General features: G+C 73.1%; 22 protein-coding genes, 1 tRNA gene and 1 pseudogene. 7 read left to right on the top strand and 17 right to left on the bottom strand.

The window, feature by feature from the left end; genetic code table 11:
• Positions 1-66: 66 nt before the first annotated feature.
• Together GA0070213_RS18530 and GA0070213_RS18525 are read right to left on the bottom strand one after the other, a co-directional pair.
• Positions 67-2,592, bottom strand: coding sequence for a putative bifunctional diguanylate cyclase/phosphodiesterase (locus GA0070213_RS18530; protein WP_091065723.1), 2,526 nt, complete (start codon positions 2,590-2,592; stop codon positions 67-69).
• A 564-nt stretch (positions 2,593-3,156) separates the two neighbouring features.
• Positions 3,157-3,414: a hypothetical protein gene (locus tag GA0070213_RS18525; protein ID WP_091065720.1), complete on the bottom strand. Its 258-nt coding sequence runs from the start codon at positions 3,412-3,414 to the stop codon at positions 3,157-3,159.
• A gap of 62 nt (positions 3,415-3,476) precedes the next feature.
• Here GA0070213_RS18525 and GA0070213_RS18520 point away from each other — a divergent pair, with 62 nt between their 5' ends.
• Positions 3,477-3,977, top strand: coding sequence for a hypothetical protein (locus GA0070213_RS18520; RefSeq protein WP_139128697.1), 501 nt, complete (start codon positions 3,477-3,479; stop codon positions 3,975-3,977).
• A gap of 19 nt (positions 3,978-3,996) precedes the next feature.
• Here GA0070213_RS18520 and GA0070213_RS31605 read toward each other — a convergent pair whose 3' ends face one another.
• Genes GA0070213_RS31605 through GA0070213_RS18510 form a run of 3 tightly spaced genes read right to left on the bottom strand, consistent with a single transcriptional unit; the run spans position 3,997 to position 4,597 of the window.
• On the bottom strand, positions 3,997-4,149 hold the full coding sequence (locus GA0070213_RS31605; RefSeq protein ID WP_175441397.1) for a hypothetical protein: 153 nt from the start codon (positions 4,147-4,149) through the stop codon (positions 3,997-3,999).
• The gene (locus GA0070213_RS32245) at positions 4,149-4,430 is read right to left on the bottom strand and encodes a hypothetical protein (protein ID WP_245716455.1); all 282 of its coding nucleotides are present in this window, start codon (positions 4,428-4,430) and stop codon (positions 4,149-4,151) included. Before GA0070213_RS32245 ends, GA0070213_RS31605 begins: the two co-directional genes overlap by 1 nt.
• The gene (locus GA0070213_RS18510) at positions 4,418-4,597 is read right to left on the bottom strand and encodes a hypothetical protein (RefSeq protein WP_091065714.1); all 180 of its coding nucleotides are present in this window, start codon (positions 4,595-4,597) and stop codon (positions 4,418-4,420) included. The genes GA0070213_RS32245 and GA0070213_RS18510 overlap by 13 nt, the downstream gene beginning before the upstream one ends.
• Positions 4,598-4,858: 261 nt before the next feature.
• On the opposite strand from GA0070213_RS18510, the gene GA0070213_RS18505 reads away from it, so the two are divergent.
• Positions 4,859-5,083, top strand: a complete 225-nt coding sequence (locus GA0070213_RS18505) for a winged helix-turn-helix domain-containing protein (RefSeq protein ID WP_091065711.1) — start codon at positions 4,859-4,861, stop codon at positions 5,081-5,083.
• A gap of 327 nt (positions 5,084-5,410) precedes the next feature.
• Here GA0070213_RS18505 and GA0070213_RS18500 read toward each other — a convergent pair whose 3' ends face one another.
• The 3 genes from GA0070213_RS18500 to GA0070213_RS18490 all read right to left on the bottom strand — a co-directional run bounded on the left by GA0070213_RS18500 (position 5,411) and on the right by GA0070213_RS18490 (position 6,378).
• Positions 5,411-5,914 (bottom strand): DUF4265 domain-containing protein, encoded by a 504-nt coding sequence (locus GA0070213_RS18500; protein WP_091065708.1) that lies wholly within the window; start codon positions 5,912-5,914, stop codon positions 5,411-5,413.
• A 78-nt stretch (positions 5,915-5,992) separates the two neighbouring features.
• The gene (locus GA0070213_RS32240) at positions 5,993-6,130 is read right to left on the bottom strand and encodes a hypothetical protein (RefSeq protein WP_245716454.1); all 138 of its coding nucleotides are present in this window, start codon (positions 6,128-6,130) and stop codon (positions 5,993-5,995) included.
• A 164-nt stretch (positions 6,131-6,294) separates the two neighbouring features.
• Positions 6,295-6,378 (bottom strand) — tRNA-Tyr (locus GA0070213_RS18490).
• A 147-nt stretch (positions 6,379-6,525) separates the two neighbouring features.
• Between GA0070213_RS18490 and GA0070213_RS18485 the strand changes: the two genes are divergently transcribed.
• The 3 genes and pseudogenes from GA0070213_RS18485 to GA0070213_RS18475 all read left to right on the top strand — a co-directional run.
• A complete protein-coding gene (locus GA0070213_RS18485; RefSeq protein ID WP_091066126.1) occupies positions 6,526-7,020 on the top strand; it encodes a YajQ family cyclic di-GMP-binding protein in 495 nt (164 codons plus the stop codon).
• A 53-nt stretch (positions 7,021-7,073) separates the two neighbouring features.
• On the top strand, positions 7,074-7,364 hold the full coding sequence (locus tag GA0070213_RS18480) for a barstar family protein (RefSeq protein ID WP_091065706.1): 291 nt from the start codon (positions 7,074-7,076) through the stop codon (positions 7,362-7,364).
• 64 nt (positions 7,365-7,428) lie between these two features.
• Positions 7,429-8,460, top strand: a pseudogene (locus GA0070213_RS18475) (MFS transporter); the annotation flags it as partial.
• Here the strand turns inward: GA0070213_RS18475 and GA0070213_RS32655 are convergent.
• Positions 8,412-8,555 carry a hypothetical protein gene (locus GA0070213_RS32655; RefSeq protein WP_342670505.1) on the bottom strand — a complete coding sequence of 48 codons (144 nt, stop codon included), beginning with the start codon at positions 8,553-8,555 and terminating at the stop codon, positions 8,412-8,414. The pseudogene GA0070213_RS18475 and the gene GA0070213_RS32655 sit on opposite strands and share 49 nt — an antisense overlap.
• A gap of 52 nt (positions 8,556-8,607) precedes the next feature.
• The gene (locus tag GA0070213_RS18470) at positions 8,608-9,867 is read right to left on the bottom strand and encodes an MFS transporter (protein ID WP_091065702.1); all 1,260 of its coding nucleotides are present in this window, start codon (positions 9,865-9,867) and stop codon (positions 8,608-8,610) included.
• Between the two features lie 178 nt (positions 9,868-10,045).
• On the opposite strand from GA0070213_RS18470, the gene GA0070213_RS18465 reads away from it, so the two are divergent.
• A complete protein-coding gene (locus GA0070213_RS18465) occupies positions 10,046-11,680 on the top strand; it encodes a hypothetical protein (RefSeq protein WP_245716453.1) in 1,635 nt (544 codons plus the stop codon).
• Positions 11,681-11,850: 170 nt separating this feature from the next.
• Positions 11,851-13,035, top strand: a complete 1,185-nt coding sequence (locus GA0070213_RS18460) for an MFS transporter (protein ID WP_091065698.1) — start codon at positions 11,851-11,853, stop codon at positions 13,033-13,035.
• 52 nt (positions 13,036-13,087) lie between these two features.
• On the opposite strand, the gene htpX is transcribed toward GA0070213_RS18460, so the two are convergent.
• The 7 genes from htpX to GA0070213_RS18425 form a co-directional block, all read right to left on the bottom strand.
• Positions 13,088-13,966 (bottom strand): zinc metalloprotease HtpX, encoded by an 879-nt coding sequence (gene htpX / locus GA0070213_RS18455; RefSeq protein ID WP_091065696.1) that lies wholly within the window; start codon positions 13,964-13,966, stop codon positions 13,088-13,090.
• A gap of 153 nt (positions 13,967-14,119) precedes the next feature.
• Complete coding sequence (locus tag GA0070213_RS18450) at positions 14,120-15,586, bottom strand: NADH-quinone oxidoreductase subunit N (protein ID WP_091065691.1); 1,467 nt, start codon at positions 15,584-15,586, stop codon at positions 14,120-14,122.
• Positions 15,583-17,088 (bottom strand): complex I subunit 4 family protein, encoded by a 1,506-nt coding sequence (locus GA0070213_RS18445; protein WP_091065688.1) that lies wholly within the window; start codon positions 17,086-17,088, stop codon positions 15,583-15,585. The genes GA0070213_RS18450 and GA0070213_RS18445 overlap by 4 nt, the downstream gene beginning before the upstream one ends.
• Complete coding sequence (locus GA0070213_RS18440; RefSeq protein ID WP_091065684.1) at positions 17,085-19,010, bottom strand: NADH-quinone oxidoreductase subunit 5 family protein; 1,926 nt, start codon at positions 19,008-19,010, stop codon at positions 17,085-17,087. Before GA0070213_RS18440 ends, GA0070213_RS18445 begins: the two co-directional genes overlap by 4 nt.
• Positions 19,007-19,369 carry an NADH-quinone oxidoreductase subunit NuoK gene (gene nuoK, locus GA0070213_RS18435; RefSeq protein WP_091065679.1) on the bottom strand — a complete coding sequence of 121 codons (363 nt, stop codon included), beginning with the start codon at positions 19,367-19,369 and terminating at the stop codon, positions 19,007-19,009. The genes GA0070213_RS18440 and nuoK overlap by 4 nt, the downstream gene beginning before the upstream one ends.
• Complete coding sequence (locus GA0070213_RS18430) at positions 19,366-19,899, bottom strand: NADH-quinone oxidoreductase subunit J family protein (RefSeq protein WP_091065676.1); 534 nt, start codon at positions 19,897-19,899, stop codon at positions 19,366-19,368. The genes nuoK and GA0070213_RS18430 overlap by 4 nt, the downstream gene beginning before the upstream one ends.
• On the bottom strand, positions 19,896-20,486 hold the full coding sequence (locus GA0070213_RS18425) for a NuoI/complex I 23 kDa subunit family protein (RefSeq protein ID WP_139128696.1): 591 nt from the start codon (positions 20,484-20,486) through the stop codon (positions 19,896-19,898). The genes GA0070213_RS18430 and GA0070213_RS18425 overlap by 4 nt, the downstream gene beginning before the upstream one ends.
• Positions 20,487-20,529: the final 43 nt, after the last annotated feature.

Raw genomic sequence — 20,529 nt, 5'->3', positions numbered from 1 at the left:
GAGGAAACAGTACACGACCTCGTCCCCGAGGTGAAATCGGATCCCCCCGACAGGTGTCGCGCCTGATCAGGGCACCACACGCAGGCGTGGAAGCTCCCCCGCGACGATCGTCTCCGGGTCGACCTGGGCGCCGAACCAGGCCTCCAGACGTTCGTACGGCAGCGGCCGGCTGAACAGGAAGCCCTGGCCGATCTCGCAGCCGATGTCCTGGAGCAGTTCCAGCGTCAGCTCGCTCTCCACGCCCTCGGCGACCACGGTCAGGCCGAACTGCTGGGAGAGCGTCACCACCGCGTTGACGATGGCCAGGTCGCCCGGGTCGGTCGCCATCCCCTGCACGAACGAGCGGTCCACCTTGACCTCGTGCACGGGCAGCCGGCGCAGTTGGGCCAGGGACGAGTTGCCGGTGCCGAAGTCGTCCACCGAGAGCCGGACACCGAGGTCACGGAGGCTGCGCAGGGTCGGGATGGGACGTTCGGTGCCGTCCAGGACGCCCGACTCGGTGATCTCCAGGGTGAGCCGCTGCGGGGGGACGCCGTACTCCGCCAGCAGATCGCGCACGAGCGCCGGGAAGTGCTGGTCGTTGAGCGTACGGGCGGCGAGGTTGACCGAGACGGAGAGCGCCTGCTCCCCGTGGCTCCAGTCGCGGCTGCGCCGCAGGCTCTCCCGGAGCACGAACTCGGTGAGCCGGCCGAGCTGGCCGGTGTGCTCGGCCACCGCCACGAAGTCGTCCGGCTCGACCGCGCCGTGCGCCGGGTGTTCCCAGCGGGCCAGGCACTCCACGCCCACCAGGCGGCGGTCCCGCAGCGTCACCTTGGGCTGGAAGTAGACCTCCAGGTCACCGTCCGCCAACGCCCGCTCGAGGTCGCCGGCGAGGCCGAGCCGGCGCAGCGAGCGGGACTCCAGCGCCGGGCTGTAGAGCTGCACGCTGCCGGGCACCGACTTGGCCGCGGTGGCGGCCAGGTCGACGCGCTGGAGCAGGGCCACCGCGTCGCCGCCGTGGTCGGGGTGAACGGCCACGCCGACGGCGGTGTCCACGTCCAGGGTGAGCGTGTCGAAGACCATCTCGTCGCGGATCTGCTCGCGGAGCTGGGCGGCCAGCTCCAGCGCCGCGTCGGCGCTCTCCAGCCGGAGCGTCACCAGGAACTCGTCGCCGCCGGCGCGGCCCACCAGCGCCGAGGATGGAGCGCAGGCGCGCAGCCGCTCGGCCACCTCGACCAGGACCTTGTCGCCGGCCGCGTGCCCCAGCGACTCGTTGACCTGACGCAACCGGTCGACGTCGAAGAGCAGCAGCGCCACCACCTCGTCCGGCGCCTTGATCTTGATCGCCTCGGCCACCGCCGACGTGAGCCGCCGCCGGTTGGGCAGCTTGGTGAGCGCGTCGTGGTCGGCGTCGTGCCGGAGCCGGTCGACGAGGCGGGAGTTTTCCAGCGCGACCGCGGCGTGCGCGGCGACCGTCTCGAAGACGGGCAGGTCGCGCGGGGTGAAGTGGCCGAGGTCGCTGAGCCGGTTGACCACCTCGAGCGTCCCGATCACCGCCTGGCCGGACCGCAGCGGCACCACGATGGCGTCCTTGACCTGCTTCACGTCGGCCACGCCGCGCAGCGCGGCGTCGGCACCGAGCTGCCGGCCGGTGGTCAGCGTGCGGCCCAGGCTGCGGGCCTGCTCGCGGAACACCGCCGGGGTGGGGGCCACGTCCAGCAGCCCGGGCGCGTCGACGCGGGCGGTGAGCAGCACCTCCGGGTGGCGGCCCTGGGCGGGCAGCCAGAGCGTGGCGTATTCCGCCTGCATCAGGGCGCGGACCCGGTCGAGCAGCACGTCACCGAGCGCGCCCTCGGCGCTGGTGGTGATCAGCCGGGCCAGGTCGTACATGCCGGCCAGCGTGCGGTGCTGCTGGAAGAACTGGGAGTAGGAGCGGTAGACCTGGCCGAGCGCGACGAAGAGCGCGCCGAGCAGCAGCGCCGACCACCAGGTCGTCTCCAACGCGATCAGGATGAGCAGACCGACCGACGCGTTGATGGACGAGGTGAGGAAGACGGACGGGGCGGTGCGCAGCGCCTCGCGGCCGGGCTGCCAACCCTGGAGCAGCACGTGCACGCCGACCACGGAGAGCAGGCTGACCAGCGTGATGGTGTTGACCGCGAGGAAGAGGCTGACCCAGGTGCCCGGCCGGCCGACGTCCTGCGACTGCGGCAGCGCCAGGAGCACCAGGCCGGCCAGCGACGTGGCGCCGGCCGCCTTGGCGACGTTGAACCAGAACTTGGCCGGCGGGAAGCGGTGCCAGACGCACCAGCCGAGCGTGGAGAGCGTGTAGATGACGACCACCGTCAGTGGTGGCAGGTAGAACAGTGCCACCACCAACGGCACCTCGGTCAGCGTCACGGCCACCGACTGGCGCCGGACGATGAAGTTGAGGACCGGGACGCTGACCGCGGTCATCACCACGAGCAGCACGAGAGCCCAGGCCCAGTCCCCGACCGGATGGTCGGAGATGATGCCGATGGCCGTGCTGAAGACCACCGCGATGAGCGTCAGTGGTGCGGTGATGAGCCAGGCCCGCTCCGTCGACCGGCGCCGTTGGTCTCGGCTGGCCATACCACTCCCCTATGCCGCACGAGGCGGTCGGTGGGTCACCGGAGAACGCCGGCACCCCAGACAACGTCGGCCATCTGCGCCCCGGAGTTGATGACGCCAGAACCGACCAGAACGGCAGCGAGCACGAGGAGCGAGCCGAGCAGCCGGCCCAAGCTTCGACCAGACATGATTGCTCCTGTCGGGAGAGTGTCACAGGGATGGTGGAGGTTCCACGATCGTGCCACACCGGTCAGGGGCAGAAAAGGCGAGAACACCCCTGCAGCCCGAGTAGCTGTCAGGTTCCGCCATTCGGCCCAGGCATCGGCCACACGCAGCCAGCTCATCATGTTCGACGGTGCCCCACGGCTTCGTCCACTGCGGATTCCGACGTTCATCACGAAGGGATCAAGGCACCCGAAAACTCCGTCCCACCAGCACTCATGCTCGCGTGGCCCGCGACCCGTCGACAGGACGGGGTCGGCTCCGGCCATAGACCACCATACCTGTATTCGGCATGAGCGCCAGTGGGTGATTCCCTCACTCACGGCGAAATCCACCTGACGTACGCCAACCGTGGCGGGACCGTCAACGCGGGGCACGGGAACCGACCTTCGACAGCAGGACGAGCAGCCCGGCGCCGACGAGCAGACCGATGACGGCGAAGACGAGCGTCTGCGCCAACCAGTGCGCGCCGCCCAGGAACGAGGTGGCCAGCCAGACGCAGAGCAGCCCGGCGAGCGGCCCCGCCACCAGGGCGAGCACGATCGCGGTCAGTCGCTGGCCGGCGCTGGCTTCGAGGTACGTGTTGAACCTGTTGACCGAGCGGCGACCGGAGACTGACATGTATCGCTGGATACCCGCACTCCGTGCCGCCGCAAACCGGTTACCGCCGCACCACTCCGCCGATGGATCATGTGGGGGTGCTCGCCCATGCCGCCCTCGCCCGGCTCCAGGAGACCGCCGCCCTCTGGAGCACCGGCCCGGGCACCGCCGCCCAGGTGATCGAGGCCGCCTGCGACTGCCTGGTGGCGGGCGTGGACGGCCCCACCCTCCGGATCCTCGCCGGCGCCTCCTGCGCCAGGGGCGAGGAGAGCGACGAGCTGCGACGGTGGCTCGAAGGCGCGCTGACGGAACTCTCCCTCACCTATTACCCCCAGGGGAGCCGAGAGGGCGAGGAAGCCGCCGTCCGGATCATGGCCCGGCGGGCGCTCGCCGGGGAGATCACGCCACGCGAACTGACGGTCTGGGCGTACCTGCACATCACCTGGGACGGCACTCCCCTGGCCGCCGAGTTGGTCACCCTGGAGAACACCTACGAGTACGCGGAGGCCGTCGGCGACACGACCTCGGACATCGACGCGGACGTGATCGCCGAAGCCCGACGCGTGGTCGACGAGCGCCGCTGATGCGGAGGCCCCCGGCGTCTCACTCTGCTCGATCGCGGTTCAGGTCGCGACGCTCCCGCAGGGTGCGGCGGCGGATCGCACGGACCTCGGCGAGCATCCGCTCCCTGTGCTCGGCCACCTTGGCCTCGTCGAGGTTCATCCGGGAGCGGGTGTCCTGCCAACTGCGCACCATCAGCGCTGTTCCTTCAACGTCCGCCGGCGGGATCGCCCCCGGGTCTGACTACCCCGAGCAGGTGGGACGGACCCCGGTCTCAACCCCCGTCGCATGACGAAGATCGAGCGACGCGCCACGGCTTCACCCCGCTCGTCGAGCTGGTAGCCGTCCAACCACGTCCAGCCGTCGTAGGTGGTCCAGTCGAGGACCCGGATCAGGCGGAAGTGAAACGGCGTCCCGAACTGCACGCTCGCCGCCCTGCTGATCAGGAGCAGCGCGCCGGACCTCAACTCCGCCACTGCTCGCGGACCCGGCGCCAGGCGCGGATGCGGGCCCGCGCCACCACGACCCGAGGACACCAGCCGTACGGACGGCAGCGGGCGCAGGTGTACGCCAGGTGGTAATCGATGATCGCCCAGGACAGCGCCACCAGTAACGGCGTGTCCAGCCTCCGCTCCGGCGTCACGGCTAGCCGACGAGGTCCTTCAGCCGCATCGTCCGGTCTGGTCATCCCACCTCCCGCCAGTCAATGAGCACGCGGGCACCCCGTCAGCCGTCGCTGGAGACGGGGCACCCACAGCGGGACGACCCGGCCGCCAAGCTGGGAGGCCCCACGAGCAACTTAGGACGTGATGTGCGCAGGGTCAACAGCTACGACACATAGCGTTGTAAGTCGAGCCGGAGGTGTGGTCTGCTTGCACCAGCCGCCAAGCTGGGAGCACCACCTATGTCTGAAGCCGCCTACCTCCAGGTCGCCCGGGATATCCGAGAGCAGGTCAGCTCCGGCCAGTTGAAGCCGGGCGACAAGCTGCCCTCGTTCGCCGCCCTGTGCGAGAGCTACGGCGTCAGCAACACCGTCATCCGGGCGGCCATGCTGCTGCTAAAGGCAGAGGGACTGATCGACGGCCGGCAGGGCAAAGGCGTCTACATCACCAAGACGCCGCCTCGGTAGACGCGTCGCCGTCGGCCCATCAGGCGTTCACTGATCTTGGCCGTCAGCACCCCCAACGCCGGCCACCTCTCCGACCGTCGCAGCTTCGTCGAGCATTACACGGCCCCCGATCAGCATCTCTGCTGGTCAGGAACCGCATCTGCACCTGGTGGCAGGCAGAGGACTCGAACCTCTGAAGCTTTTGCGACGGATCTACAGGGCGCCTGTGATCATGGCCGGATCATCGCCTCCGAGCTGCGGTGTCGCGCCACCACATCGACGCTGGCCGCTCAACCGCCCACCAGGTGCCCACGCCCACGGCACCGGCGTTAGGGCGACGCCCGCTGTTCAAGCTGCGAGCCAATGATCGGTCGCACACCCCACCTCGAAGCTCCACCAGCCCTCCGTTTCGCCCAGTTGCAGAGTCGCCTTGATCTGGCGGAGGTCTGCGCTCGCGGGCACGGTAAAGGCAACGAGAGGCAGGTCCGTGCTGAACGTTTCGCCGCCGAGGCCGAAGGGCGCCAGGCGGTCGTAGACGGCTCGGGCGCTCGGTCCGAGCGGGCCGCGGGGCTTCGGCAGGACTCTCACCGTGCAGTTGCCCGATGCCTCGACCCGTCCGGTTGCCCAGCGAAGTCCATCAGGGCCCGTGGTGAAGCGCACGACATCTCCCTCGGCCACGCCGTCCTGAAGGAACGGAACGTTGCTGAGGCGAGCGGCGTCAGGACCGACAGCGACGCCCCACAGGCCCTCCGTGTCGTAAGGAAGCCAGCCTTCTCGCGGTAGGAACTTGAACCAGATCTTGATGAAGTGCTCTCCGGCAGGTGCGCCCCGGTCCGGTGCGGGTGAAGACATGGCGACATCATTCCCTGCTGGGCGAAGCGCATCATGCCACGGTCACCAGCCAGCGGTTGATGATGATGGCTGGCGCTCTCACGACAGCGCTTCGCCGATCTTGTCGTTGATGGTGTCGTCGCCGCCGTCGATGCAGTTGACGTAGACGCGGAGCAGAACGGCGACGCCGGGTCCGAGGCGGCGGGCGACCTCGGTCGGTGGGACGCCAGCAGTCACCCCAGAGCGATGGCGCCGCGTGCCGCAGGTCGTGGGGCCGGCGGACGAGCGGCGAGGCGGGCCTGCGATTCGGCCAGCGCCTGCTCGCGGGCGAGCTTCCACCCCAGACCAACGACAACGGCCCCCGATCAGCATCGCTGCTGGTCAGGGGCCGCATCTGCACCTGGTGGCGGGTAGAGGATTCGAACCTCTGAAGCTTTCGCGACGGATTTACAGTCCGCTCCCATTGGCCGCTCGGGCAACCCGCCAGGGCACCCCACCGCGTCGCAACGCGGCGGCGGAAGCAAGGATAGCGGTTGCCCCCGGCCTCTCCGCAACGGGGTACCGTCAGGGAGTCCCACGCTGGTCAGTGCGGGACGGATCAGGACACATCGCCGGACAGCAGGAGCATGAGCATGGCAGCGAACCCGTCGTTCGACATCGTGAGCAAGGTCGACCGTCAGGAGGTCGACAACGCCCTCCGCCAGGCGGAGAAGGAGCTGTCGCAGCGGTTCGACTTCCGCGGCACCGGTGCCGAGATCTCCTGGTCGGGCGAGGAGGGCATAAGCCTCCAGGCGGAGACCGAGGAGCGGGTGCGTGCCGCCCTCGACGTCTTCAAGGAGAAGCTGGTCAAGCGCAACATCTCGCTAAAGTCGCTGGACGCGGGCGACCCGAAGGCGTCCGGCAAGATCTTCAAGATCGACGCCAAGGTGATCCAGGGCATCGACACCGACAAGGCGAAGGCGATCAGCAAGAAGATCCGCGACGAGGGCCCGAAGGGCGTGCAGGCGCAGATCCAGGGCGACCAGCTGCGCGTCACCGGCAAGAAGAAGGACGACCTCCAGGCCGTCATCGCGCTGCTCAAGGGCGAGGACTTCGGCGTCGCGCTCCAGTTCAACAACTACCGGTAAGCCCCAGCCGGCCCACGGCCCACCGGGCCTAAGCGGTAGGAGACCGATCGCAGGTGCTGGTGGAGATCGATGGTCGCGAGGTGCGGAGTGAAGCCGATCTTCATCGGCTCCTGGCCCGGGCTCTCGACTTCGGGCCCTGGTACGGCGCCAACCTGGATGCCCTGCGGGACCGGCTGCGGCTCGACGTCCCGCGCCCGGTGCGCGTGACGTGGACGTACTCGCAGGTCAGCAGAAAGAATCTCGGAGCGGCACGCTTCCGGAGGATCTGCGATCTCCTGCGCCTGGTCGAGGACGAGGACCGGGCAAGCGACCACGAGAACCGGTTCGAGGTCGACCTGCGGTGACAGTGCTTCTGCCCTGAGGCAACTTCGTTGAGTTGCGGGCCCCGGGTGCGGTCGGGTGGGGACCATGCCGTTCCTTCCGTACCGCCCGGTCCTCGCCCAACCGGTGTTGCGCCGGCTGCTGCCCGGCCTGGCCGTGTCCGCCCTCGGCGACGGGTTGGCCCTGGTCGCGGTGACCTGGCTGGCGTTGCAACTCGCGCCCGCCGGGCAGCGCGGCACCTGGACCGCGTTCGCGGTGGCCGCGTACACGTTGCCGGGCGCGGCCGGCGCGGTGCTGTTGGGGCGGGTGCTGGGTGCGCGGAGCGGCGCCCAGCTCGCCGGTTGGGACGCGAGCGTGCGGGCGCTCGCGTTGGGGGCGATTCCGGTCGCCCACATGGCCGGCGTGCTGGACGTCGGGCTCTACGTGGTGCTGCTGGCGGTGTCGTCGCTGCTGCACCCGTGGGGGACGGCCGGTCGGTTCACGCTGGTCGCGGAGCTGTTGCCGCAGCGGCACCACCTGGCCGGCAACGCGCTGCTGGGTCTCTTCGGCCAGGCGGCCACCGTGGTCGGGCCGCCGCTGGCCGGGCTGCTCATCGCCGGGGTGGGACCGGTGTGGGTGCTCGCGATCGACGCCGGCACGTTCGCGGTGCTGGCGGTCAGCTACCGGCTCGCGGTGCCGGCGGATCGCCGGCGCGCGGGGCGGGCGGCGGGGGCCGGGCCGTCGCGTACCTCGGGTTTCCGGGTCATCGGCCGGGACCGGGCGTTGCTCGGCCTGCTGGCGCTGACGTGCGTGTTCTTCTTCCTGTTCGGGCCGTTCTACGTGGCCATGCCGGTGCACGTGACCGAGGACCGGCACGCCTCGGCGGCGCTGCTCGGCGCGTTCTACACCGCGTTCGGCGTCGGGTCGCTGCTCGGCGGGCTGCTCACCGGGTTCCTGCGGGACCGGCCGCCGCGCGGTGTGCTGGCCGGCGTCGTGGTGCTGTTCGGCGCGGCGTTGCTGCCGCTCGGTCTGGGCGCGCCGGTCGCCGTGTCGCTGCCGGCGTTCGCGCTGGCCGGGCTGGTCTGGGCGCCCTATCTGCCGACCGCGACGGCGCTGTTCCAGCGTCGGGCCGCTGCGGTGGAGCTGGCCGCCAACGGGGCGGTCACGGTGCTGGCGGTGCCGCTGGGCACCATGCTCGGCGGCCCGGCGACCGCCGCGGTCGGGGCGCGGCCCACGCTGCTGTGGTGCGCGGCGGCGACCGTCGCGGTCGGGCTGGTCGCGGCGGTGTCAGGCCGCCAGGGACTGCTCGGCGCGGACCGCGGCGGCCTCCGCCCGGGCGATCGGGCCGCCGGGCAGCGCGGCGACCAGGGCGCCGACGCCGACCGCCGCGCCGGCGAAGAGGAACGCCCACGGTACGCCGCCGGCGTGGTCGACGATCAGCCCGGCCACCGCGCCGCCGACGGCGCTGGCCGCCACCGACATGGTGACCACCCAGGTGTACGCCTCGTTCAGCATGCCGGCCGGGGCGACCCGCCCGACCAGCGTGTTCTCCAGGGTGAGGGCGGGTGCGATGGCGGCGCCGCCGAGCACCAGGGCGACGCCGAGCGCGACCGGGCCGGGCATCACCGCGAAGACGGCGAAGCTGGCCGCGACCGCGCCGAGCAGCCAGGCGAACTGGCGGGTCATGTTGGCGGCGGGCCGGCGTACGCCGAAGGAGAAGCCACCGACGGCGCTGCCGACGCCCCAGACGGCGAGCAGCACGCCGGCCAGGCTCTCCGGGTCGTCGGCGCCGGTGTTCCCGGCGAAGGCCGGAACGATCACGCCGGAGGCGCCGAAGGCGATGCCGAGGCTCGCCACGCAGAGCAGCAGCGCGGGGAAGCCGCCGACGCGCAGCGGGCCGAGGCCCCGGGCGTGGTGCTCGCGCGGGTGCGGTCGCCAGCCGCGCATCACCCGGCCGAGCGCGACCGAGCCGGTGCCGACGAAGGTGACCACGGCGGCGCCGACCAGCGCGGCGGACGCGTCGGCGGCCAGCACGAAGCCGGCCACCAGCAGCGGGCCGAGCACGAAGACCACCTCGAACAGCGAGGTCTCGGCGGCGAGCGCGGTGTTGCGCAGGTGTCCCCGGCCGGTGGCCGGTGCGGTGAGGTCGTTCCAGGCACCTCGGATGGCGGCGGTCAGCGGCGGGTAGGTGGCACCGGCGACGCCCGCCGCCAGGTAGATCAGTGGGAGGTTGGCGACGTCGGCGCGGCTGGCGCCGAGCAGCCCGAGCAGGGCGAGCGGGTGGGCGAGCGCGGTTGCCAGCAGCACCGGCGCGGGGCCCACCCGGTCGGCGATCCGGCCGGCGACCGGGCTGAGCGCGGCACCGGAGAGCGCGTAGATGCCGCCGGCGACGGCGGCGAGCGAGTAGCGGCCGGTGACCTGCTCGACCACGAGCAGCAGCGCCAGCGGGGTCATGCCGATCCCGAGCCGGCCGACGATGCCGAGGATGAGCAGCATCGGCGCGCCGGGGATCCGCCAGACGCCCAGGTACTGGCGCAGTGCGGCCACGGTCGACCTCCCGGATGTAATGAGTCAGAAGCCCTTCGACCCTAACGCCGGACATGGCCGGGCGGAACGGTCGGCTGCCTCACAGCGCCCCGACCGTGCGCCTTTCCCGCAAATCCGTCCCACGCCGGCGTCCGGCGTCGGAGAGTCGGGACGGGACGTCCGGGCCGAGGAGGAGCGGTTGAGCCACCCGAGGGGCAGGTTGCTCGGACTCGTCGCGCTCGCCGCGACCGTCCCGGTGCTGCAGAACGTGCTGTTCCTGATGCTCGACTTCCAGAGCGCCGAGGGCCTGTCGCCGCAGGGCTCGGCCGTCTGGCCGTACGACTCGTACAACGACATGCGCTGGCTGCTCGTCTACCACAGCACCTGGCAGGCGTACGCGGTCGGCCTGGTGGTCGCCGTCGTGCTGCGCGGGCTGCTCTCCGCGGCCCTGGTGAGTCTCGCCTGGCCGGCCGGGTCACCCCGGCCGGCCCGCCGGCGGATCCTGCTGCGCAACCTGGGGCTCGCGGCGCTCACCGCGGTGATCGTCTCGCCGTTCGCCGCGCTCGCCGTCGCCGCCGGAGTGGTGTCGCTCTCCTGGTTCGTGTTCGCCGCGGTGGCGCCGATGCTGCTGCTCGCGCCGTTCCTGCAACGCGCGGCGGTCGGCCCGGGCTGGTGGCGCGGCCTGCCGTCGGCGGCGCTGGTCGGCTGGTCGCTGCTCGACTTCGTGGTGATCACCATCGCCGGCGCGGTCGTCTGGCGGGTGCCGGGCTGGTGGACGCTGCTGGTCGCGGCGCTCGCCGGGGCCGTCAACGGGCTGCTGTGGAACCGGACGGTGCGGGCGGCGGTGCTGCCGGCCCGGGTCCACTGGGCCCGGGTGCCGGTGGCCCCGTTCGTGGTGGCGCTCGCCCTGGCCATCCCGCTGACCGCCCAGGTGGTGACGTCGAGTCCGGCATACCAGGTGGGCGTGTTCCGGCCGCTGCTGCTCGACCGGCGACTGCCCGCCTCGGTGCCGTACGCGGTGATCGTGCTCGGCCCGCACAACTCGCGGTACGACGGGCGGCCCGCAGTCGACCCGGTGGTGGAGACGTTCTCCTACGCCGGCCGGGACACCGCCGGCCGCCCGAAGCCGTACGTCTCCCGGGACACGCACCGCTCGCTCGACTCCAGCTCCGACCTGCTGGACCAGCAGGTGCGGGCGCTGCACGCCCGGACCGGTCGGCCGGTGGCGCTGCTCGGGGAGAGCGAGGGGGCGATGGTCGGGCGGACCTACCTGCGGGACCACCCGTCGTCGCCGGTGAAGGCGCTGCTGATGTTCAGCCCGCTGGTCCGCGCCGCCCGGGTCTACTACCCGCCGGAGGACGCCGCGGCGGGCTGGGGCATCGCCCCCGGCTGGCAGCTGCGCGGGATCTTCGCGCTGGCGGCCCGGCTCAGCGGGGGCTCGGACAGCCCGGACGAGCCGTTCATCCGCTCGTTGATGGAGAACGCGCCGTTCTACCGGTTCCAGACCATGTGCCCGGTCCCCGGGGTCCGGGTGATCGCCTTCCTGCCCACGGTCAGCGCGACCGAACTCCCGCCCGGCCCGTACACCCGGATCCCGGTCTACGAGGTGCCCGCCCTGCACGGGGGGCTGCTCGGGCAGCAGATGATCACCGACCGGGCGATCGACTTCCTGTCCGGCGACAACCTCCAGTCGAAGCGCCGCGAGTACGGCACGTTCCAGCTGCTCGGCGCGGCCTGGCAGGTCCCGGCGTTGGCGGTCACCATCAACCCGGTCTGGCGAGGCCACGTGTCGCCGGGACCGCCGTTCTCCCGGGGGCGCCTCTGCGGGAAATAGGGGCGCGGTACCGGGGCTGACTGGCTGGCCGGCAAGGGGTAGGTTGCTCATCGAACTGAGTCCATGCCAACGGCGGCGGGGTCGGCCGCCGGCGTGATCGGAGGTCGGATGAGCGGCAGGGCCGTCACGCCGCGGCGTGTCGAGGTCGAGGAAGCGGACCCGTCGCACCGATGACCGACACCGCGACGCCCTCCCCCGGCTACCGCGCGCTCTTCCGGCATCCGGTCGCGGCCCGGCTGCTCACGGCTCGGGCGATCTCCGAGCTGGGTGACTTCATCGGGCTGGCCGCGCTGCTGCTGCTCGCCTACGACGAGACCCGGTCGGTGCTCGGGCCGGCCGCCGTCTACGCCGCCCGGATGCTGCCCGCGCTGCTGGTCGCGACCGTGTTCAGCGGCTGGCTGGACGTGCCGGCCCGGCGCACCATGCTGGTCGCGCTCTCGCTGGCCGGCGCGGCGCTGATCGCCGTACCGGTCGCGGTTCCCCGGCCACTGCCGGCGATCCTGGCCGCCGGCCTGCTCGGCGCGGTCCGGGCCGCCTACTCGAGCGTGCACGTGGCGGTCACCGCCGAGGCCGTGGCGCCGCCGCTGCGGCTGCCGCTGTTCGGGCTGTCCGCGTTCGCCAACCAGAGCGGCCAGGTGGTCGGCCTGCTCGCCGGGGCGAGCATGACGGTGGCGCTCGGCCCCCGGCTGGCACTCGTGATCGACCTGGTGTCGTTCCTGGTCGCGGCCGTGGTCCTCGCCGGGCTGCCGGTGAACCCGCAGGAGGGCGGGCGCCGCCGGCCACCCGCCACCGCGGGCATCCGGATCATCGCCGGTCATCCGGTGCTGCGCGTCGTCGCCCTGCTCACGCTGGCCACGGTCCTGTCCGGAGCGCTGCCGGAGACGCTCGCCCCGGACCTGGCCGGCGGGGGCTGGCGGCCGGTGCTGCTGGCCGCCTCGTCGTTCGGCGGCGCCGTGTTCGTGCTCGTGGTCGGCAGTCGCGGCTGGCTGGCCCGGGTGTCCGGCCAGTTGGTGGTCGTCCGGGCGCTCGGCCTGGCGCTGCTGCTGGCCGGCCTGCTGGTGGCGGTCGGCGCCCCGGTCTGGGCCGTGGCCGTGGCGAACGCGCTGATCGGCGCCGGCGCGGGCTGGCTCATCGGCGCGCAGGCGACGTTCGCGCGGCTGGCGCCTCGGGAACGGATGGGCCAGGTGGAGGCGACCATGATCGCCTCGAACATCATGTTCTCCGGGGTGGGGATCTTCCTGCTCGGTGGCACCGCGGCCCTGTTCGGCCCGGCCGCGGCCTACCTGGCGGCGGGGCTGGTGGTGCTCGTCGTGGTGCTCGCCACCCGGGCGGACCGGCTGGTCGAGCCGGCCTGAACGCGGTTCCGCCCGCGTCCGGGACGGACGCGGGCGGGACCGGACGGTCGGGTCAGCGCTGGAACTGCACCGGCCCGGAGTTGCGAGCCATCTGCTCCAGCCGGGCCACCCGCTGCTCCATCGGCGGGTGGGTGGCGAACATCGCGGCGATGCCGCCGCCCCGCTTGAACGGGTTGTCGATCATCAGGTGGGCGGTGCTGGCGAGCTGGCCCTGCGGCGCCAGCGGGCGGGCCTGGGTCCCCATGTGGATCTTCTTCAGCGCGCTGGCCAGGGCCAGCGGGTCGCGGCTCAGCTCGGCGCCGGACGCGTCGGCCTGGTATTCGCGGCTGCGGCTGATCGCCAACTGGATCACGGTGGCCGCGATCGGGCCGAGGATCAGGGTGAGCAGCAGCACCGCCGGGTTCGGGCCGTCCTCGTCGTCGGAGGAGCCCAACGGGATGAACCAGGCCAGGTTGGCCAGCATGGTGATGATGCCGGCCAGACCGGCCGCCACGCTGGAGATCAGGATGTCCCGGTTGTAGACGTGGGACAGCTCGTGCCCGATCACGCCGCGCAGCTCCCGGTAGTCGAGGATCTCGACGATCCCCTGGGTGACGCAGACCGCCGCGTGCTCCGGGTTACGCCCGGTGGCGAACGCGTTCGGCTGCGACGTGGGGCTCACGTAGAGCCGGGGCATCGGCTTGCCGGCCTGCGTCGACAGCTCCCGCACCATCCGGTAGAGCTCGGGGAACTGTGCCTCGCTGACCGGTTGCGCCTTCATCGAGCGCAACGCGAGCTTGTCGGAGAAGAAGTAGGTGACGCCGTTCATCAGCAACGAGACGACCACGGCGACGACGAGACCACCGCTACCGCCGAACCAGTAGCCGACCGCGAGGATCAGCGAGGTCAACAGGCCGAGCAGCGCTGCGGTCTTGAGACGGTTGTGATGCACGATCGATCGCTCCTTCGGTGCGCGGGCCCGTGCGGGTGTCCCGCTGACCGGTTCAACACACCGGTACCCGTCAACCATCCGGCTCATGGCTGAAAGTTGGCTGGGGAATCCTGAGCGCCCGCTGAACCACCCGCCCAACCGGGCACGAACCGGTCAGCGCGCCGCCACGTCCAGCACGAGCTGCGGTGCGAAACCGATCACCACGGCCACCGCGGTGGCCACCCCGAGCGCGATCGCCACCGTGCGGGCCGGCCGGGCCACCGCGACCCCGCCGGACGGCGCGTAGAGCGTCGCGGCCACCCGCAGGTAGTAGGCCAGGCCGAGCACCGCGTTCAGCGCCACCACCAGGGCCAGCCAGCCGGCGTGCCCGGCCAGCAGCGACCGCACCACCGTCACCTTCGCGAACAGCCCGGCCAGCCCCGGCGGCAGCCCGGCCAACCCGATCAGCGCCAGCGCGAACGCGCCACCCACCCACGGGTGCCGCCGCGCCGCGCCGCGCAGGTCGGCGAGCGTGCCGCCGTCGCCGTCCGCCGGCCGCAAGGCCACCACCGCGGCGAACGCGGCCAGCTCCAGCAGCACGAAGAACACGGCGTACGCGACGGCCGCCGCGTACGCCCCGGCGCGGGCGTCGGCGGTGCGCCCCGCCGCCAGCGCCAACGCGCCCAGCGGGGCCAGGACGTAACCCGCCTGGGCCACCGACGACCAGGCCAGCAACCGGACGGTACGCCGCTGGCGCAGCGCCACCAGGTTGCCCACGGTCATGGTCAGCGCCGCCAGCACTGCCAGCACCGGACCGGTCACGCCGGCCGGCAGCGCCCGCTGCACCACCGCCAGCAACGCCACCACGCCGCCCAGCTTCGAGGCGGTCGACAGGTAGGCCGCCACCGGCAGCGGCGCGCCGTCGTAGGTGGCCGGTGCCCAGGCGTGGAACGGCACCGCAGCCACCTTGAACGCCAGCCCGGCCACCACCAGCGCCACCGCGACCGTGGTCAGCGGCAGGTCGCGCAGATCGTCCCGGGCGGCCAGGGTGCCGCCCAGCCGGTCCAGGTGCAGGCTGCCGGTGACCGCGTAGAGCAGCGCCGCGCCGAGCAGCGTCACCGAGGTGGCGACCACGCTGACCACGAAGAACGTCACCGCCGCCTCGGCCCCGGCCAGGCTGGCCCGGCGCAGCCCGACCAGCACGTAGAGCGGCAGCGTCAGCGTCTCCAACGCCACCAGCAGGGTGATCAGGTCGCCGGCCGCGCCGAGCACCACACCGCCGGTCATCGCGCAGGCCAGCAGGAAGCAGTATTCGCCGGCCGGGGTGCGCCCGGCCCGCAGCAGCGGACCGGAGATCGCCAGCACGCCGAGCGTCAGCAGGGCGATCACCACCGCCACCAGGGCCGCCCGGCCGCCCCACACCCAGGAGCAGTCCGCGCCGACGCAGAACGTGCGCCGCTCACCGGCCGCCCCGACCAGTGCCGCGCCGGCCGCGGTGCCGGCCGCGCCGAGCGCCGCCACCGCCACCGTCACCGCCCGGCGGGCCACCAGCAGGTCGACCAGGAGCACCAGCACCGCCGTGCCGGCGGCCAGGTAACCCGGCAGCAGCGCCACGTTGTCGACAGGCTGCACCAGACTCATGGCACGACCCCCAGCAGGGCCTCCACCGGGCCGGAGGCGTAGGACAGGACCAACGCCGGCGCCAGGCCGACCGCGAGCGCGAGCACCACCAGCGGCGCCCAGGCGGTCAGCTCCGCCCCGGCCAACCCCGGCCCGAGCGGCGCCACCGCCGCGCTGGGCCGGCCGTGGCTGACCCGGCGCAACAACCGCAGGAGGTACGCGGCGGTGAGCGCGCCGCCCAGCGCCGCCAGCGCGGCCAGCGTCAGCCACAGCGGCCCGCCCCGCCGCACGGCGGCCACCACCGCGAACGCCTCGCCCCAGAACCCGGCCAGGCCGGGCAGCCCCAGCGAGGCGACCGCCGCGAAGCCGAGCAGCCCGGCCAGCCGGGGCGCGGTCTCCCGCAACCCGGACAGCTCCGCCAGCGAACCGGTGTGCGTGCGGTCCTTGATCGCCCCGGCCAGGAAGAACAGCAGGCCGGTGATCACCCCGTGGGCGATGTTGCCGATCAGCGCCGCCTGGAGGCCGGTGGCGGTGAGCGTGGCCACCCCGAGCAGCACGAACCCCATGTGCCCGACGCTGGAGTAGGCGATCAGCCGCTTCAGCTCGCTCTGCGCCAGGCAGACCAGGCCGCCGATTCCGATCGCCGCGACGGCGAGCGCGCCGAGCACCGGCGACGCCCAGCGGGCCCCCTCCGGCGCCACCCCCACGGCCACCCGGATCAGCCCGTACGTGCCCATCTTGAGCAGCACCCCGGCGAGGATCACGCTGCCCACGGTGGGCGCCTGGGTGTGCGCGTCGGGCAGCCACGAGTGCAGCGGCCAGAGCGGGCTCTTCACCGCGAACGCCAGCGCCAGCAGCGTGAACGCGGCCAGCTGGGTGTCGCGGGACAGGCCGGCGCCGCCGGTCAACGCGACCAGGTCGGCGGTGCCCGCGGCGGCCACCACCAGGTAGACGCCGACCAGCAGCAGCACCGAGCCGAACAGCGTGTAGAGCGCGAACTTGCGGGCCGCCCGCCGCCGGTCGTCCCCGCCCCAGCCGGCGATGATCGCGTACATCGGCAGCAGCACGACCTCGAAGAAGAGGAAGAACAGCACCAGGTCGAGCGCCAGGAACGTGCCGAGGATGCCCACCTCGACCACCAGCAGCAACGCCACCAGGGCCCGGCCGCTGCCGCCCCCGGCCGGCACCCGCCACAGCGTGTAGCCGCAGCACAGCAGCGTGAGCAGCGCGGTCAGCACCACCAGCGGCCAGGAGATGCCGTCCACCCCGAGGTGGAAGCGCAGGTCCAGCCCCGGCACCCAGGTCAGGTCGAGCTGGTGCCACGGCTGCACCGCCGGCCGGGGACCGTACCCGAACCAGCCGTGCTCGCCGCCGACCAGCGGCAGCGTCGCCAGCAGCGTCAGCGCGGCGGCGGCGGTGCCGACCAGCCGGCCGGCCCGGTCGCCCGGCACGGCGGCCGTCGCGACCGCGCCCACCGCCGGGACCGCGACCACCGCGACCAACAGAACCTGCCCGAACGTCATGAGCCGACTCCGATCAGGGCGACCGCCAGGCCGATCAGCAACGCGCCGGCCAGCACCCCGGCCGCCGCCCGCGGCAACGCCGCCCGGTGCGCCGCCGCCAGCCCGTCGCCCAGCTCCACCGCCGCCCGGCCGACGCCCTCCACCAGGCCGTCCACCCCCAGCTCGTCGCCGGCCCGCACGGCCCGCGCCAGCGCGCCGACCGGGCGTACGACGAGCGCGTGCTGGACGTCGTCGAGCCGGAACGCCCGGGCGAACACCGGCCGCAGCGGACCCAGGAAGCGGGCCGGGTCGGCGGCCGGATCCCGACGCCAGCCGGCCCAGGCCACACCCGCGCCGGCCGCGAGCAGCAGGAACGGCAGGATCAGGTTCGGCGCCAGGTGGACCAGTTCGACCGCCTCGCCGGTGTCGTCGCCCGGCACCCGCAGGCGGTCGGTGAACCAGGGCGCGAACGCGGCCAGCCCGAGCAGCGCGGCCGGGACCGCCAGCAGCAGCACCGGCCAGCGCAGCGACGCGGGCGGGTCGTGCGGCCGGACCAGCGGCGTGCGGGACACGCCGAAGAACGTGCGCAGCAGCAGCCGGGTCGCGTACCAGGCGGTGACCGCGACGCCGAGCAGCCCGGCCAGCCAGACCAGCCAGCCCACCCAGGACGCGGTCGGGCCGGCGCCGTCCAGCGCGGTCGCCTCGGCGGCGGCGAGCACGCCGTCCTTGCTCCAGAACCCGGCCAGCGGCGGCACCCCGGCCAGCGCGCCGAGCCCGACCACCGTGCACCAGAACGTGACAGGCATGCCGGTGCGCAGGCCACCCATCCGGGACATCAGCGTGGTGCCCACCGCGTGGATCACCGCGCCGGCGGCGAGGAACAGCAACGCCTTGAACGCGGCGTGGGTGAGCAGGTGGAACAGCGCGGCGGCGGGCGCGCCCACCGCGAGCGCGCCGGTCATGTAGCCGATCTGGGAGACCGTCGACCAGGCCAGCACCCGCTTGATGTCGTCCTGCGCGGTGGCCGCGAACGCGCCCAGCAGGATGGTGATCGCGGCCAGCACCCCGAGCACCGCGAGCGCGGCCGGGGCCTGCGCGAAGAGCGGGAACAGCCGGGCCACCGCGTAGACCCCGGCGGCCACCATGGTCGCGGCGTGGATCAGCGCGGAGACCGGCGTCGGGCCGGCCATCGCGTCCGGCAGCCAGGTGTGCAGCGGGAACTGGGCGCTCTTGCCCGCCACCCCGGCCAGCAGCAGCAGGCAGGCGGCGGTCAGCGTGCCGGTGGACCAGTCGTGCGCCAGCACGTCGGCGATCCGGAAGCTGCCCGCGCCCACGCCGAGCAACGCGATGCCGAGCAGGAAGCCGACGTCACCCACGCGGGTGACCAGGAACGCCTTCACCGCGGCGCCGGGCGCCTCCGGCAGCCGCCGGTCGTGGGCGATGAGCAGGTACGAGCAGATGCCCATCACCTCCCAGCCGACCAGCAGCATGATCAGGTCACCGGACACCACCACGGTCAGCATGGCGGCGGTGAAGAGGCTGAGCTGCGCGGCGTACGGCGGGTAGCGGTGGTCGACGTCCACGTCGTCGTGCGGGCCGCGACGCAGGTAGCCGGTCGAGTAGACCTGCACGGCCAGCGCCACCACGGTGACCGCGGTGGCCACCAGCACGGCCACGCCGTCCAGCCGCAGGCCCAGCGTGACCCGCAGCCCGCCCATCTCGACCCAGGTGGTGGCCGCCTCCACCGGCGCGTCGACGCGCAGCAGCAACGCCAGCGCGGCCAGCAGCGCCACCACCGCGCCCGCCACACCCAGCCCGACCGCCAGCCGCCGGGCCGGCGCGCGGTCCCCGTGCGACGCGGGCGGCAGCAGCAGCCCGAGCAGGCCGGCCACCAGCGGCGCGCCCGGCAGGACCGCCGCGAGCCAGACCGTTGCCGTGCTCATCGGGTCGCGCCTTCCGGGGCGGGCGACGCGGGCTCACCGGTCGCGGTCGGCCCGTGCTCGGCGAGCGGGACGTCGTCGACAGTCACGCTGGCCCGCAGCCGGTAGAGCTGGAGCACGATGGCCAGCCCCACGCCGATCTCGGCGGCGGCCAACACGATCACGAACAGCGCGAACACCTGGCCCGAGTGCGGCAGCGCGGCCCGGACCGTGGTGTCCGCGGTGACCAGGATCAGGTTGACCGCGTTGAGCATCAGCTCCACCGCCATCAGCACCAGCACCGCGTTGCGGCGGCGCAGCACGCCGTAGACGCCCAGGCCGAACAGCAGCGCGGCGGTGACGTACGGGATGACCGGCCTCACCGGCGCCCGCCCTCGTCGGCGGCGGGCTCGGCCGGGCGGCCGATGTCCGGGCGGGAGAGCACGATCGCGCCGACCAGCGCGGCGAGCAGCAGCACCGAGAGCACCTCGAACGGCAGCACCCAGGAGCGGAACACCTGCTCGCCGAGGCGCTCGGCGGTGCCCGCGGCGGGCAGGTCCACCCGGGACCAGCGGAACGCGTCGACGAGCAGCACGGCCAGGCCGAGGCCGCCGCCGCCGCCGACCAGGGCGGCCGGCCAGCCGGGCCGGTCGAGGTCGTCGGACGGGCCGATCGGGGCCCGGGTCAGCATCACCGCGAACAACAGCAGCACCACCACCGCGCCCACGTAGATCAGCACCTGCACCCAGGCCACCAGCTCGGCGGTGAGCACCAGGTAGTCGCCGGCCAGCGCGCCCAGGCACACCACCAGCCACAGGCCGGCCCGGACCAGGTGACGGGTGGCCACCACCAGCGCGCCCGACCCCACCGCCACCGCGCCGAGCGCGAGCAGCAGCACGTCCGCGCCGGTCATGAGGCCGCGCCTCCGCCCGGTTCGTCGGCGGCCTCGGAGCGTACCCGGGTCGGGGCCGGACGGGCGGCGGGCGCCGCGGCCTTGCGGGCGGCGGTGGTCTCCTCCTTGGAGGGGTCGCCGAGCGGGTCGTGGGCCGGCGGCGGCGGCACGGTGCCCATCCACTCGCCCAGGTGGTCCTTGTCGTGCAGCAGGTCCTTGATGTCGTACTCGGCGTACTCGAACTCGGGCGACCAGTAGAGCGCGTCGAACGGGCAGACCTCGATGCAGATGCCGCAGTACATGCAGAGCGAGAAGTCGATGTCGAACTTGTCGAGCACGTTGCGCTGGCGGGGGCGGGCGGCGCCGGGCACCGCCACCTCCTCCTTGTGCGAGTCGATGTAGATGCACCAGTCCGGGCACTCGCGGGCGCACAGCATGCAGACCGTGCAGTTCTCCTCCAGCAGCGCGATCACGCCACGCGAGCGGGGCGGCAGCTCGGGCGCGACGTCCGGGTACTGCTGGGTGGTCGAGCGGCGGGTCATCGTCTTCAACGTGACCGCGAGGCCCTTCACCAGCCCGCCGCCGGGCACTCCACCGTGCTCGCTCATGCCGCCCATCCTGCCCTGTGCCCCGGGCGCGCGCGACCACCAC

The sequence above is a fragment of the Micromonospora humi genome (assembly GCF_900090105.1).
Classification (GTDB): domain Bacteria; phylum Actinomycetota; class Actinomycetes; order Mycobacteriales; family Micromonosporaceae; genus Micromonospora; species Micromonospora humi.
This window is presented reverse-complemented; position numbering and strand designations above follow the sequence as displayed.